Source organism: Arcobacter ellisii (assembly GCF_003544915.1).
In the GTDB taxonomy this organism is placed as follows: domain Bacteria; phylum Campylobacterota; class Campylobacteria; order Campylobacterales; family Arcobacteraceae; genus Aliarcobacter; species Aliarcobacter ellisii.
Map to the genome: position 1 here is coordinate 2,059,086 of NZ_CP032097.1, position 16,278 is coordinate 2,075,363.

Annotated in this window: 11 protein-coding genes; 8 read left to right on the forward strand and 3 right to left on the reverse strand. The window is 28.8% G+C overall.

The window, feature by feature from the left end; genetic code table 11:
• The first annotated feature begins 56 nt into the window (after positions 1 to 56).
• From AELL_RS10455 to AELL_RS10480, 6 genes are all read left to right on the forward strand, one after another.
• Positions 57 to 671: a TetR/AcrR family transcriptional regulator gene (locus AELL_RS10455; RefSeq protein WP_118917906.1), complete on the forward strand. Its 615-nt coding sequence runs from the start codon at positions 57 to 59 to the stop codon at positions 669 to 671.
• Entirely contained in the window at positions 668 to 1,894 is a 1,227-nt protein-coding gene (locus tag AELL_RS10460) for a TolC family protein (protein ID WP_164967213.1), read from the forward strand. The genes AELL_RS10455 and AELL_RS10460 overlap by 4 nt, the downstream gene beginning before the upstream one ends.
• The gene (locus AELL_RS10465; protein WP_118917908.1) at positions 1,891 to 2,589 is read left to right on the forward strand and encodes an efflux RND transporter periplasmic adaptor subunit; all 699 of its coding nucleotides are present in this window, start codon (positions 1,891 to 1,893) and stop codon (positions 2,587 to 2,589) included. The genes AELL_RS10460 and AELL_RS10465 overlap by 4 nt, the downstream gene beginning before the upstream one ends.
• Positions 2,590 to 2,592: 3 nt before the next feature.
• Positions 2,593 to 5,625, forward strand: coding sequence for an efflux RND transporter permease subunit (locus AELL_RS10470; protein ID WP_118917909.1), 3,033 nt, complete (start codon positions 2,593 to 2,595; stop codon positions 5,623 to 5,625).
• Between the two features lie 186 nt (positions 5,626 to 5,811).
• A complete protein-coding gene (locus AELL_RS10475) occupies positions 5,812 to 6,408 on the forward strand; it encodes a nucleotide-binding protein (RefSeq protein WP_118917910.1) in 597 nt (198 codons plus the stop codon).
• Between the two features lies 1 nt (position 6,409).
• Positions 6,410 to 6,685 carry a hypothetical protein gene (locus AELL_RS10480; protein WP_118917911.1) on the forward strand — a complete coding sequence of 92 codons (276 nt, stop codon included), beginning with the start codon at positions 6,410 to 6,412 and terminating at the stop codon, positions 6,683 to 6,685.
• 200 nt (positions 6,686 to 6,885) lie between these two features.
• Here AELL_RS10480 and AELL_RS10485 read toward each other — a convergent pair whose 3' ends face one another.
• A complete protein-coding gene (locus tag AELL_RS10485) occupies positions 6,886 to 8,250 on the reverse strand; it encodes an IS4 family transposase (protein WP_118917912.1) in 1,365 nt (454 codons plus the stop codon).
• A 115-nt stretch (positions 8,251 to 8,365) separates the two neighbouring features.
• Between AELL_RS10485 and AELL_RS10490 the strand changes: the two genes are divergently transcribed.
• Both AELL_RS10490 and AELL_RS10495 read left to right on the forward strand, forming a co-directional pair.
• Complete coding sequence (locus tag AELL_RS10490) at positions 8,366 to 8,551, forward strand: hypothetical protein (protein ID WP_129096286.1); 186 nt, start codon at positions 8,366 to 8,368, stop codon at positions 8,549 to 8,551.
• 524 nt (positions 8,552 to 9,075) lie between these two features.
• The gene (locus AELL_RS10495; protein ID WP_118917914.1) at positions 9,076 to 10,299 is read left to right on the forward strand and encodes a tyrosine-type recombinase/integrase; all 1,224 of its coding nucleotides are present in this window, start codon (positions 9,076 to 9,078) and stop codon (positions 10,297 to 10,299) included.
• Positions 10,300 to 10,438: 139 nt separating this feature from the next.
• On the opposite strand, the gene AELL_RS10500 is transcribed toward AELL_RS10495, so the two are convergent.
• Together AELL_RS10500 and AELL_RS10505 are read right to left on the reverse strand one after the other, a co-directional pair.
• A protein-coding gene (locus AELL_RS10500) for an IS3 family transposase (protein WP_429697570.1) occupies positions 10,439 to 11,607 on the reverse strand; the annotation gives its coding sequence in 2 pieces (ribosomal slippage) (positions 10,439 to 11,355 and positions 11,355 to 11,607; 1,170 coding nt in all).
• 57 nt (positions 11,608 to 11,664) lie between these two features.
• Complete coding sequence (locus AELL_RS10505) at positions 11,665 to 16,245, reverse strand: beta strand repeat-containing protein (protein WP_118917915.1); 4,581 nt, start codon at positions 16,243 to 16,245, stop codon at positions 11,665 to 11,667.
• Positions 16,246 to 16,278: the final 33 nt, after the last annotated feature.

Here is a 16,278-nt window from a genome sequence, read left to right on the forward strand (position 1 = left end):
AGTTATATTATTTTAATAATGACTGACGGTCATTCATTATTAAAATAAGGTATTTTATGGCAAGAATTATAGACAAAGAAGAAAAACGATGCGATATAGCACTATCAGCCATTGCCCTTTTTTGTGAAAAAGGAATTCAACAAACAAGTATTGATCAAATAGCAAAAAGTGCAGGTGTTGCAAAAGGAACTATTTATCTTTATTTTAAAAATAAAGAAGAGATAGTTTTTACTATTTGGGATATTTTAACCCAACAACATGAAGAAGTTTTTTATACACGAATTAATCCAAATATGAGTGCAAAAGAAAAAATTTTAGAATATTACAATTTTAGTGAATGTCAAGAAGGCTTTGATAAAGAACAAACACTTATTCTTTTTCAACACTTTGTAAGTTCAATGCTTATTGACAAAACTTCCCTTTACACAGCTTATTTTGAGAGTTTTTTCCAAAAAGATTATGACTTTATTACTAAATATTTGTATGAGGGTATAGAAAAAGATGAATTTGTTATTGATGATATTGACCTATTAACAAATAGCATTATTATGCTTCTAAAAGGTGCATTAATTAAAGCAAAAGCTTCAAATATGGGTTTTGATGAAGCCCAACAAATGCTAACTAAACATATAACTTATTTATTAAACCAATGTACAAGGAAAGTATTATGAAAAAATTTCTATTTTTATCTCTTTTCCCTCTTTTTGCATTTTCTGGAAATTTAAATGAACTTTTAAATCTTGCAGAACAAAACAAACAAGTAGAAGCATCACGATATAGTTTAGAAGCTTCAAAAGAGAAAGAGTACGCAACAAAAAGTACATATATGCCAAATCTAACTTTGGGAGCTACTCAAACTTTTAATCAAGAAAGTAATATGTTTGCTGCTGAAAAAGATATAACAGGAACAGCAACACTTGCATTTACTATTTATGATGGTGGAAAAAGAGAAGCTTCTTTTGAACAACAACAAGCCCTTGTAAAATCTGCAACTTTTTCTTTAGCTTCTGTTCAAAATAATATTTCATTGGATGTTATTTATTATTATTACAACTATTTAAGCACTTTAGCAAACAAAGAATCAACTTTAAAAAAGATGGAACAACTTGAAGCTGAACGTAATCGTTTAGAGAAATTTTTATCAGTTGGTGCTATTACAGCTGACGAGTTACAAAAAATTGTCTCTTCAATTGAGCAAACAAAAGTTGATTTATTAACATTGGATAACACACTAAATAATATTTCTAATACTTTGGAGTATTTAACTGGTGAACAAGTAAGTGTAGAAAAAGGCTCTACTATTGTTTACAAAGAGAATACAAATAATGAAGAAAATAAACGATTAGATATATTAGCACTTGAAGAGAGTGTTCAAAGTAATAAATCAGAAATACAAATGGCAAAAGCACCAAATCTACCTACAATAGCACTACAAAATACCTATTCAAAACATGATTTTGATTATCCAATTGCAACAGAAAATTTAAAAGAACAAAATAGTGTTCAACTTTCAATGCAATGGAAAATTTTTGATTTTGCTTCTACATCTTCAAATGCACAAGCTGCTTATTTAAACTATTTATCAAAAAATAGTGAATTATCTTATGCAAAATATAAAGCAAAAGCTAGTTTTAAGAATGCTCAAAATAGCTATAAAACTTCTTTGGCAAAAATTGAAGCAGCAAAGGCAAAACTTCAAGCTTCTGAGATGACTTATGAATTAATTAAAAAGAAATTCCAACAAGGAATTGTAAATAATGTTAGTTATCTTGATGCTTTAAGTGATAAATTTAATTCAAATTCTCAACTACAAACTGCCCTAAATGAAGTTGAATACCAAAAAGCTGTATTGCTTTATGAAATGGGTGAAAATATTAAAGGAGCTATTCAATGAAAAAGATTTTTATAATTGTATTATTTATGTTTCAAGGTCTATTTGCAGAAGATATTTACGCAACATTTGATGTTGTTAGTGAAAAAAAATCTGAGCTAGGTTTATCAGCATCAGGAATTGTTACAACACTAAATGTAAATGTTGGGGATAAAATAAAAAAAGGAGATTTACTCCTTTCTTTAAATAATACCCAAGAAAAAAACGAATATGAAACTGCAAGAAAAAACGCTGAACACTCTGCAAAAATTTACGAGAGATACGCAAAAATATCTGAAGTTATAGATAAAGAAAAAATGGAAAACTACCTTTATGACAAAGAAATTACTTCATTAAATGCCCAAAATAAAGAGATTATTTTGAGAAAAACTGAATTAAGAGCACCGTATGATTTAATAGTTACTAAAAAAAATATTGATTTAGGTTCTATTGTAATGGCTTCTCAAACAAAACTTCTTGATGTTATTGCTTTAGATGATGTAAAACTAGTATTAAAATTTGATGAAAAATATTGGCAAAAAGTAAAAGTTGGTCAAATTTTTAACTATAAAGTTGATGGAAGTGATAAAACTTATGAAGCTAAAATCACAAAAATCTACCCAACTATTTTAACTGAAACAAGAGAAATGCAAGCGGAAGTTAAAACAAAAGATTTAATGCCAGGCCTTTTTGGTAATGGCTCAATTAAAGCTGAGTAAGTTATGTATAAATTAGCTATTAATCGTCCCATTACGACTTTAATGGGAGTTTTAACATTTATTGTTTTTGGATTAATGTCTTATAACTCAATGCCTACAAATCTTTTTCCAAATGTTGATTTTCCAGTTGTTACTGTACAAACAACTTACAATGGAGCAGACCCATCAACAGTTGAAACAAAAGTAACAGATAAAATTGAAGAGGCTGTTTCAGGTGTTGATGGTATTGATAAACTTATGTCGACAAGTTATGAAGGCTTCAGTGTTGTAACTATTCAGTTTGAACTTACAAAAGATTTGGATGAAGCAACAAATGACGTAAGAGATAAAATTGGTGCATTAAATTTACCAGCTGAAGTTGAAAAACCAGTGGTAAAAAAACTTGGAGGTGCAGGAGCTGTTATCTCTCTTTTTATTGCATCTGAGGGAAATGATACAAGTGCTTTAATGAGACTTGCCGATGAAAAACTAAAACCTCAGCTACAAAGAATTAAAGGTGTTGGTGAAGTTAATATTTTAGGATACCAAGATAGAGAAATTCGTATTTTTATAGACCCTTTTTTATTAAATAAATACAATCTTACACCCGCTGATGTAAGTGGAATTATTCAAAAACAAAATATCAAACAAGGTGTTGGAAAACTTGTTAATCAAAACCAAGAAATTATTATAAAAGCTCAAGGTGATGCTCAAAATATTGAAGAAGTTGGTAATTTATTAGTAAAACCAGGTGTTAGATTAAAAGATATTGCAACGGTTCAAGATGGATTAAGTGATGCAAAAAGTTTTTCTTCTTTTAATGGACAACAAGGTGTTACTTTAGAAGTAAAAAAAATAGCTGGTGAAAATGTTTTGAATATTATTAATGAAGTTAAAAAAACACTTCCAAAACTTCAAATACTTGCAGGTGACAAAACTGAAATCAAAATCCTACAAGACCAATCTGAAAAAATTATGGTTAATATCAATAATGTAAGATTTGACCTTATTTTTGGAGCATTTCTTGCAGTTATTATTGTATTTTTATTTTTACGAAATGTTACAGCTACTTTTGTTTCAGCTTTAGCAATTCCAACTTCTGTTATTGGAACTTTTGCGATTATCAATTATTTAGGATATGACTTAAATCGTTTAACACTTATTGGACTTACCCTTGCTATTGGTATATTTATCGATGATGCTATTGTTGTTATTGAAAATATAATGAAAAAAATGGAAAATGGAATGGAGCCATTTCGTGCTTCTTTTGAAGGTGCAAAAGAAGTTGCTTTTTCTGTTTTAGCAATTTCTTCTGTATTATTGGCTGTTTTTGTTCCCGTTGCTTTTATGGATGGAATTGTTGGAATGTTTTTTAACTCATTTGCAATGACTGTTGCTGCTGGTATTGTTATTTCATTCCTTGTTGCTATTATGTTTATTCCAAGTATCGCTGCACGGGTTTTAAGCTCAAAAGAGAGTGCTTTTTACCATAAAACAGAACCTATTTTAAAAGCTATTGATAAAGGTTATGTTTGGTTATTAAAACCTTTAATTAAATATAAAACTTTAACGATTATTGTTACTGTTGGTCTTTTAGTGGCTTCTACTACTCTAAAAGTTGGTATGTCATTTTTACCAATGCAAGATAATGCAGAGTTTCAAATAACTATTAAAGCACCAGTTGGAATTAACTTAGAATCTATGAAAAAAGTTATAACTCCTTTAGATGATATGTTAAAAGAGGATAAAGATATTTTATATTCTATTTCATCAATTGGTTATAACTCTGCAAATGAGTTACATAAAGGAAGAATTTATGTAAAACTTAAAACTTTAGGTGAAAGGGTAAAAACACAAGAGGCAATTATCCAACATTATAGAGATAAACTCTCATCAATTCAAGGCATGATTATATCTGTTGAAAAAGTTGATGATTTTGATACAGGAGCAACAACAGCACCCGTTCAAGTAGTAATCACAGGAGATAAACTTGAAGAACTTGATAAGGCATCTGCAAAATTAATGGCAATATTAAAAGAGACTTCTGGAATTGTTGATGTTGATAGGGATTTTGAAAATGGAAAACCTGAAATAAAAATTGGTATTCTAAGAGAAAATGCCCAAAGAGTTGGAGTTAGTGTTGAACAAATTGCTTCAATTTTAGGCTCAGCCTATTCAAGTGAAAGTGCTGTTTCTTATTATGAAGATAATGGAAGACAATTTGACATAACTGTACGATTAAAAGATGATTTTAGGTCTTCTTTAGATGATTTAAAAAAATTACAAGTTAGAAATTCAAATGGTCAATTTGTTGCCCTTGAAGGACTAATAGAAATCAAAGAGAGTTTAGGAAATGCTTCAATTAATAGATTTGATAGGGAAAGAAAAGTTTTAGTAACTGCAAATATTTTTAACACTTCCCTTGATAAAATTGTGGCAGTAATTAATGAAAAAATGCCTGAAATTCTTCCAAAAGGATACAACTATCGTTTCACAGGTGATGTTGAAGATATGGAAGATACAAATAAAGCTTTTGGAGCAGCTGTTCTTTTAGCTGTTATTTTGATTTATCTTATTTTAGCTGCATTGTATGAATCAATCATACAACCATTTATTATTATGATTTCTATGCCATTATCTTTTACAGGAGTTATGGTAGCTTTATATTTAAGTGGTAACTCATTTAGTTTATTTGTAATGATTGGGATAATTCTTCTTTTAGGAATGGTTGGTAAAAATGCAATTTTAGTAGTTGATTTTGCAAATCGAGCTATTAAAGATGGGAAAAGTATTGATGATGCACTTTTAGAAGCTGGTGAAAAAAGACTAAGACCTATTTTAATGACAACTTTTGCCATGATAGGAGCTATGATTCCCCTTGCTTTTGGAAGTGGAGCGGGACACGAAAGTAACGCACCAATGGCTTTAGCAATTATTGGAGGACTTATGAGTTCAACAATTTTAACTTTACTTGTTGTTCCTGCTATTTATAAATTTATGTATCCACTTGATGCATGGCTTAGAAAATGGTATGAAAAAGGCAAAATCCAACATTAACTTTTTATAAATAAAGGAGTAGTTTTTATACTCCTTTATTTTCTTTTCTGATAATACTTTTCTTATATTCTTATATACAACCATATAATATTACTATATATTTTATATAAATAAATAATTTGATATAATACTCTTCTATAAAATATATTATTATATAGAAATATATAGAAAAAATTAGGATAGCTCATGTCAATAGTTGTTTATAGTATCAAAGGTGGAGTAGGGAAAACCACTTTATCAGTTCAAATCTCTCAAATGTTAGATTATACTTATGTTACAAACGATTCTCACTCTTCGGCACATAACTTAATGCCAGAAGAAAAAGGATTTTTAGTATCGAGTGAAGAGTATGAAGAAATTCCTTATGATGATAGAGTTGTTTATGATTTTGGTGGATTTAAAGACACAAGAATAAATGATATTATCAAAAAATCAAATAAAGTAATAATCCCAACTCTAACTTCAATTGTTGATGTACAAGCAACATTAGCTACACTAAAAGATGTAATAGAAGTTAATAAAAATATCATAATTGTTGTAAATAGAACAAAAAATAACAATAAATCAACAGAATTAAAAGAGTATTTATTAGAAGAAATAGAAAAACTATATGGAAAAGTAAATATTCCTATAATTTTTGTAAGAGATTCTTCTGTTCTTGAAGACTCATTATTTGATTGTGAATATGTGGAAATTAAAGCTGGAAACAATAGATTTAAACGACATATATATAGAAATGCCATAGAAGATATGATAGATTTAAGAAAAACTTTGGAGAATTAAAATGGGTTATGCGGATAAATTAAAACAAAATTCTTCAAAAATTCAAACCGATGAAAAAGTTTTAGAAGAAAAAGTTGCAAAAAAAAAGATAATGGGAAGACCAGCAAAAGCTCAAAATGAAGTAAGGAATACGGCAATTCCCGTTGCATTAAACCAATTAGAAAAAGAATGGATAGAAAATCAAGCCTCTAAAATGTCAAAAGAAATTGGAGTTAAAATTACAACTTCAGCATGGATGAGAATGACTTTGTTAAAAGATATGATAACAAAAGAGTAATTTAATTTAAAAAATATGAGATAGTTTTCATCTCATATTTTTAATATTGATTAAGATTGTTTTGGAAGTAATTTAACAGGAACTATCTGAATCTCAATTAAATACTTCATTCCTTATATTATGATGATTTTATTCAATGTAAATATAAATTACCGTTAATTTTACCGTTATTATTTTATATCCCTTAGTATAATATTTACTCAACTTTCGCACATAAAACCTAACTCTTTTTGAGTGAAAGCACTTATAACTGCAATAATTTGAAGTAAATCTTTATTATCCTTGACAACATTTTGGATTTCAGAGATTTTTGTAAGTATTTGAATAAAAAGTTGCATTGAAATTGCAAGGGTTTCAAGTTCACACTCTAAATCTCTAAAAAGTTCTCCTAGTGTTTGTGGCTCATGTTTTATGCGGTTTATATAACTTACAATGTTGTAAGTAAACATAGAAAGAGTGATTTTTCCAATAAGAGCTTCATAGATACGATTTTCTTCTTTTCCTAAGCCAAACAAGAGTCTTAGATCTTTATAGCCTTGCTCAATATTCCATCTCTTTTTATAAGTTTCTAAAATCTCTTTACCTGAAATACTTATATCTGTTGATATAAAAACTAATAAATCTTTTCCAGTGTGTAAAAATACCAATTTAACTTTTCCTAAAACAGCATGTTCTAAAACTGAATCGAAATACTTATAAGATATCTTTCCATGTTTACCGCTATATTTATGACGAATATTTTTTAAACTATCATATATTGCATTTAGAGTTTTATATTTACCTTTAAAGTTCCAAATGAGCTTATTATTTGGAAGTCTTGCAATTACAGGCATTCCTAAAGTATTTGCTTCTTTTATAAAATTTGGTTTAGCGTACCAGCTATCAACAAGTAGATAATCAGCATCAATTCCATTATCTAATGCTCTTTCTAACATCTCAAGAGCTAGTATATTCTTACCTTTAATAATTTCACTCTTACGCTGATATGCGTTACTTCTATGATGCAATTTTGCTGTGAACTCTGATGTAGATTTTCTTTTACTATCATTCATTTTTATAGAAAAATCCAATTGAAATGTTGAGTGTGAATCTGCATAATTTAGAGACACTATATTTAGTGCATTAATACTTCTATGCTCTTTATTACTCCAGATATATTTACAAGTACCTTCAATAAATTTACCTCTTTTTGGTTCTACTGTATCATCGATAATTAGTAGGCGATACTCACCATTTTTATGCAATGGCTTTATCTTTTTTAAAATTTCTGTAGCACTTAACAATAAAAGTTTACGCCAGTTATAGCGTTTTTCTTTGATAAATCTATAATATACATCTTTACCATAAGCCTTATCACTATTTTTTATAAAAGTTGATTGTCTTTTTTGCATAATAAGCATATAAAGAAAGTGTAAAATTATTTGAAATGGTGGATATCCAACTTCTCTCTTAACAAAGTTACTTTGTTTAAGTATTTTTGTGATTTTTATTTCTGATAACACTTCGTAAATTGGATTTTTTAATATGCTCTTCATAGCAGTTTCTATATAATTTGCAAGTTCCATAAGATAGACCTTTATAATGATGTTAGTGGTAACGTAATTATACTAAAAAGTGCCTACTTATGGACTTTATTTATCAACTTTAGTTCATGAATTTATTGGAATCTATGTGCGAAAGTTGAGTAAAAAATTTGATTTAAAAGAATCATTACACAATATTTTATTTGTACCTTTAGAGGTAATTATTGAAAATCATAGTGATAATAAGTTTTTAGAGAACTTTTTAAGAATGATAACTATGAAAGATAATAGTCATAATATATATGATTCTTTTAATAATAACAAAAGACTAAATAATGTTTAGGTTTCAAATATTATGGCTTCAACACTACTAAATTTTATTATTTAAATGTAATAAACAAATAGACAATACATTGTTACAAGTCTTTAATTAATATAATATGGTGTTTAGTGGGATCAAACCGCAGTCCTGAAATACAAATAAAAAGCTTTTAAAATACAAATATATTACGATATAATGAAACATCCTATTACATAGATTCAATTTAAAAAATAGTCTTTTTTTACTTAGGTTACTAATAGGTTACTAAAGCCTTCAAAAAACAAACCTTAAAGTGGCTCAAGTAAGGATTATATAGAGATATTATAAAAAATAGCTTCAAATCCCGCACATCTCCACCAATACACAATCCAAACAAAACTTACAAAGTCCAACAAATACCTATAAAAAGGACTTTTTTTCAAATTATTCGTACAATATAGTCTAATCAAAAATTAACAAATCTAAAACTTTTAGGGATATCTTTAGGGATATATTGATAAAATTATTCATTAAGTATTAAAATATACCCCTAAGGATTTTTAATCATGGCAAAAAGTACCCTACCCCTAACTAATACAGAAATAAAAAATGCAAAAACAAAAGAAAAAGATTATAAACTCTTTGATGGTGGTGGTCTTTTTTTATTAGTTGCTACAACTGGCGGAAAAAGATGGAGATTAAAATTCAGATTCAATAATAAAGAAAATATTATTGCTTTAGGTACTTATCCAAGTCTATCTTTAAAAGATGCAAGAGAAATCAGAGATAATTACAAATCTATGATTGCAAAAGGTATAAATCCAGTTGAAGAAAAAAAATCTAAATTAGAAAAAATAAAATTTGAAGAAAAGAAAAAAGAAAATACTTTTTTAAAAGTTTCTCAAGAATGGCATCAAAATTATAAAACTGAAGTATCAGAAAATTATCATATAAAATTAGATAGAGCATTAGAAAATTACATATATCCATACATAAAAAATAAACCTATTGAAGAAATTACAAGACTTGATATTATAGAAATTCTTCAAGGATTAAAAAACAAAGGATTAATTGATACAGCTAGTAGAGTTTATATGCTACTCAATAAAATCTATAAATATGCTGTTACATTAGAATATGTTCCACATAATATAATTGCAGATATTGAGCAAAGAAATATTCTAGGGAAAAGAGAAAAAAATCACTACCCTACTTTTACAAAAAAAGAAGACATAAAAGGATTATTACTTGCTATTGATGAATACTCAGGAGATTACACTACAAAAATGGCTTTAAAAATGTTGCCTTTTGTATTTGTAAGAAGTTTTAATATTCGTCATTGTGAATGGAATGAAATTAATTTTGAAACAAAAGAATGGATAATTCCTGCTTCTAAAATGAAAACAAAATCAGAATTTATACTTCCACTCTCAAATTATGTAATAAAATTACTAGAAGAAGTAAAAAAGTATACTAGTAATAGTAAATATGTATTCCCCAGTTTTAAAGATAAAAATCGTCCTATGAGTGATAATACTTTGATTTCTGCATTAAGAAGAATGGGTTATACAAAAGAAGAATTTGTTCCACATAGTTTTAGAGCAATGTTTTCAACAATAGCCTATGAAAATATGAATGAACATCAATGTAGTGGAGAAGTTATTGAAGCTTTATTAGCCCATAAAGAGACTAATAAAGTTAAAGAAGCTTATAATAGAGCTACTTATAAACAAGGAATGAGAAAATTAATTAATTGGTATTCTAATTATTTAAATGATCTAATTTATTAATTTATTTAATTTAATCATTTCTTTTATTTCTTCTAATGATTTAGTTTCATTTTTTCTTCTATGAATCACCGAATGACAATTAGCACAAACAGGAATTAAATCTTTAATTTGGAATGACCCCGAAGTAGTAGACACTTTTTTAATCAGTTAACACCTCAGGTTGAGTAACATTTTCATTGTACCTTTTCTCAAATTCATTTGGACTTATAAAACCTAAATAACTATGTCTTCTTTTTGAATTATAAAACATCTCAATATATTCAAATATTTTATCTCTTGCTTCTTCTCTTGTTCTAAAAATGGTTTTTCTTACTAACTCTTTTTTTAATGTTTTAAAAAAACTTTCTGCAACTGCATTATCATAACAATTTCCTCTTCTACTCATACTTGGTGTGATGTTATGATGTTTTAAAAAAGTTTTATATTCATATGAGCTATATTGACTCCCTTGATCTGAATGTAAAATTACTCCATCTTTTGGAATTCTATATTTAGTATTTTTTAATGCTTGAATTATTAAATCTGTTGTAATTCTATGACTTGTTGCCCATCCTATAATTTTCCTTGAAAATAAATCTAAGATAATTGCAAGATATATCCATCCTTCATGAGTTCTTATATAAGTTATATCACTTACCCATGATTCATTTGGAGTTTGTGATATAAAACATTGTTTTAAATGATTTGGATGAGCTTTATGAATTGAACCTGCTTTATACTTAGGTCTTCTTTTATAATTTCCTATTCCACAAAGTTTTGCTTCTTTCATTAATCTTGCAACTCTTTTTTTATTTACATGAATATTTGAAGCTTTCAAATCCTTATGAATATTTCTATAACCATAAATTCCATTTGATTCTTTATATGCTTTTTTTATTTCAATAAGAAGTTCTTGATTCTCTTTTTCAAGATTTGAAATAGGTTGTTTTAACCATTTATAATACCCACTTGGATGAACTTTTAACACAGTACACATTCTTCTTATTGTGTACTGTATTTCATGCACTTTAATAAATGCGTACTTTAATTTGGGTTGCTTGCAAAGTACGCTGCGGCCTTTTTTAATATATCTCGTTCTTCTGTAACTCTTTTTAGCTCTTTTTGTAATCTTTTTATTTCAGCTTGTGTATCTTGAAACTTTTTTGTTTCTACTTCTGCTTCAGGTGATTGGTACTTTCTTATCCAATTTCTCAAAGAATCATGATGTACACCTAATCTCTCAGCTGTTTCAACAATCCCATATCCATTCTCAACAACTTGTTTTACAGCATCCCTTCTAAACTCTTCACTATATTCTCTTCTTCCCATTTTTAATTCCTTCAATTATTTACAATTTTCTCTAAATTGTTATATTAATTAACTGAATTATTTTATGTCTATATTTTTGGGGTCATTCCATAATGTCACTGTAAAAGTTTTATTATTAACTGTAAAATCATTTTTATTAGAATAAACTTCATTAGCAGAAGATATTGTTCCATTATAAACTTTAAATGTATCAGATTTATTCCAGTTACCACCCGTTTGTGCATCAAAACTTACAGTAACTGTTTTATTTGCATAAGCACTACCAAGAGAAATAGTTTGACTATAAGTTGCTCCATTTGATATAGTTCTATCTGGATAAGTTAAGTCAGAAATAACTGTTGTACTATCTGATATATTCATATCAAGCGTTGGAGTTGATGCTGTATCATCAATATCAACATTTATTTTTACATCAAAACTTGTTGTATCTCCATCTTCATCAGAAGCAAAAATTTTGAAAGATTTTTCTAAATCTTGTGTAAATTTATCTGCACTTGTTACATATGTATATGCACCATTTGAGAAATTAAATGTCAAAGTTCCATTCCAATTATTTAATGTTACTGTATTATTTGATGAAGTATAATCACTTGCATTATATGTTGTACCATTTACTTCTATCGCATCAATAGAAATTACACCATTTCCTCCACTAATAGTACTATATGCATTTCCACTTATTTGTTCACTTGCAAGGTTAACTAAAATATTACTTAATTGATATTCATCAGTAATTACTATTGTATTATTTCCTTGTTCAGCAGAAGCAAGAGCATCTAAATAAGTAGTACTAAATGTTCCACTATTTACTGCAATTACATTTAATTCATCTACATATGTATCAACAAAAGTATTCCATGCTGTTTTATAACTTGTATCTAACCAACCAGATTCAGAATCTGTACCAACATTAAACCATACATCACTTCCTTCATTATTTTCAGATGTTGGCGCACCATCAGAAATAAAATATGCAACAGTTTTATCTGCTGTAGGCTCTGTATAATTACTATATGTTGCAGAAACACCTGCCTCATAATTTGTATAAACTCCAGTATTTAAACTATTTACAGTAGCTATTGCAGTATCTACATCATTTAGAATCCAATCATATGAAGTTCCACTATCACTAAATGTTACAAGTTTTACATTAACAATATAATTATCAGCATATGCATTTAACATATTTTCAATTGCATCTTTTGCTAAAGCTAATCTTGTTGTATCATTAATATCATCATCCATACTACCTGAAAGATCTAATGTTATTACAACATTTACTGTCTCTTTAGTATCACCTAAAGTCATATCAAATACTTTATCTGTACTTTCAGGAATTAAATCAACTTTATTAAACTGCACATCAAAATCTATACTATCTTGATCATTATCTGCATCAGTTATTGTAGCTGTAAAATTCATTGATAAATCTTCATTAAATGTTACAGTTTCACTTACAGAATAACTAAAAGCTAGTTTTACATTTGTTTCAGTTGTTCCACTAAATCCAGTTGTTACTTTAACATAATCAATTGATTCTCCATTTGATAAAGAAACAGAATAAGATGACAAATTTCCACCTGTATAAGTATTTGAAATAGGAGTCAGGCTATTATCACTATTTACGATAAAATCACCATGAACACTATCTAGTAATACAGTTTGCACTGTTCCATCAACTCCTGTTAACTCTATATAAATAACATCTCCACTACCAAAAGCATTTGCTCCTGTTCCTGTGAAATTTAATGTTATTAAGTTTGTTTCATTATCAGGATTAAAATATAAAGACTCGCTTGTATATACTCCATTTTTGTAATAACTCTCTAAGACATTGTTTCCTAGTCCAATACCTGTTGCTGAAACGTTTATTGTACTACCAACTGTTGTTGATGGAATAATATTAGTTGTTGTTGAATTAACATAATTAACCAATGATAAACTATTACCTTCAACTTCTGCATAAATTTTTGCACTATATATATCTTTTGTATCTGCATCTTGATATTCAACAATATAAGTATCAGTTGGACCCGATGCTTTGATACTACTTGAGAATTCATTATAATTAATCTCTATAGTTTGAGGTAAAGAAGCTGCAACAACTTCATAAGTACCATTATTATTTAATGTTAAATCAAAATTATATGTTGTTCCATCATACACAAAAGTTCCACTTCCCGTATTTGAGCTATTATCAAAAGTAAAAGTTGTTGTTGGAATTAAAACATTATTAACTTTAACCCAATTTAACTCAACATCTGCACCTAATGTCATTGAATTATTATCTGCACCTATAGTCTCTGACCAAGTTCCTGTTGCAACTGTTGGAGTTGTTGTATTGTTTATTGCATCTGTGAAGTTTACTGTTGGTACATCATCGATAACTTCTACATTTACTGTTCCTGTTGCTATATCTCCATCGATATCTGTTGCTACTACACTTACACTTCCTAAAGACAATGTATTTGTTCCATTATTTCCAAGCACTGAATCAAAGTTATCTGCAATATCTGCTTTTACTGATGCTGTTCCTGCTGTTAAATTAGGTGTTAATGTTAATGTAATAGCAGTTTGTCCACCAATAGTTCCTGTAATAACAGTATCACTTGTTCTTGTCCAAACAACATCAGTACCTACCACCTCATTAGTATCTGACACTAAAGCTGTTAAATCTGTTCCAAATGCAATACTTTCAAGAGCATCTGAACCTAATGTAAATGTTAATGTTTCTGTATCATCAGTTGCCATATCTGCTTCATCAGTAGTTAGTGTAATTGAATTAGCTGTTGGGTCAATTGAAGGTCCTGTTCCATCTGTAATTGTAATTGTATGATCATCACTTGCAACGTCACCATCATTATCAGTAACTTTTACACTGAATGTTACACTTTGAACAGTATCTTGATCTAGCCCTGTAACTGGATCGAATGTCCATGTTCCATTTGTATTAACAGTTAATGTTCCTTTTCCTGTATCAATTGCTGTTCCTAATGCATACTCTGTTGTTCCTATTACAACTACTGTACTTGCTGCTTCATCTGCTCCTGCGTTTGCATTATCCCATGTTCCTGTTACAATAGACTCATTAACATCTGTAGTAGCTACATTATCAACTGCATCTTCTGCTATCGTTGTTCCTCCACTTACTGTAATTGTTGGTACATCATCATCAAAGCTTATTGCACTTGAAATATCTATTGTTTCTGAATCTGTTCTTTGATCTCCATCTTCATCTGTAATTGTTGCACTTGCTGTTAAGTTAATTGCTCCTGTTAATGATAATCCTACATTTGTTACTGAATTATCATCTGTTAATCCATTTGTATCCGTATCACTCTCTGTTAAGTGATCGATTGGTCCATTTTGAGTCAGAGTTACTGTTCCTGTACTTGCATCAACTGCTACTGTAAAGATTGGCTCATCTACACCTGCTACTTTACCTTCTACAACTCCATTATTCATTGATAATGTAATAGCTTCTCCTGCACTTGTTAAGCTTGTTGTTGTTCCTGTTGCTAGTGATAATGCATAACTTAATGTTGCTGGTGTCCCATCAACATCTGCTCCCATATCTTGTGTTAATGTAAACAATGTTGCAAACGATCCACTTGCTGTATCTGATACATTTACACCTTCTGTTTGGGCATCTTGTGTTGTTAATGTTGGGATTGTTGTCTCTGTTAACTCTATGTCAAGTGCTGGCACAGAATCATTCACAACGATACCAAATGTACCAGTTGCGGTATCACCATCAATATCTGTTACAACATAATTAACTGTAAAATCTATATTATCTTCTGTTGTAGCATCTGGGTGACTTATTGCAGCTATTTGGTTAACATCATATGTATATGTTCCACCTGCACTATTTAATGTAATAGTCATAACAGCTACACCATTTTGAGAAATAGTCATTACATTTCCAGCTACACTTGATGTTAATCCCAAAGAAGTATCAGCTGTAATATCTGTTAAGGCAACGCTTCCTGCTCCATTTTGTCCAAAATCTACAGCTAATGGATTTCCAATACTATCAATACTTAAAGTATCATCATCTAGTGAAATAGTTGGATTTACACCTGTTGTTGGAACATCATCAATTCTATTATCAGCTTCCACAGTGTCATCAATAACAGCTAAAGTTTCTTCAGCATCTCTTAAATCTGTAACAACATTAGTTTCACCAGCTGTTCTATCTTCTAATCTTAAAGGTACAATTCCAACTGGTTCAGTTGTAGTTTGACCAGCTCCAGCTGCTGCTGCATCTAAATTTTCGATTTGAGCTAAAGTAAGAGTAGCTTGTTCGTTATTTTGGTTAGGATCTTGTTGATTATTTGTTGCTTGTTCTAATAAGTCACCAACTTGACTATTTGGAACAACTGTATCTTCTGGAATTTCCCCTGATAATAATGTAATATCAAAAAGTTGTTCATTACTTCCAACTACTTGGATTTCTGATGAATTATCAATTAAAGAAACTCTAATTAAATTAGAATTACTATTTGATGAACTTCCAATTATTACATCACCTTCACTTAGCATAGCGCCCACTTTAGCAACTTCTAAAGTTCCATCTGGATGTTTTATAAAAAACGAACCATTTTCAAATGTAATTTTTCCAATTGTTTTAGCCATAACTCAACTCCTTAATTGATTTTATATAGTTGA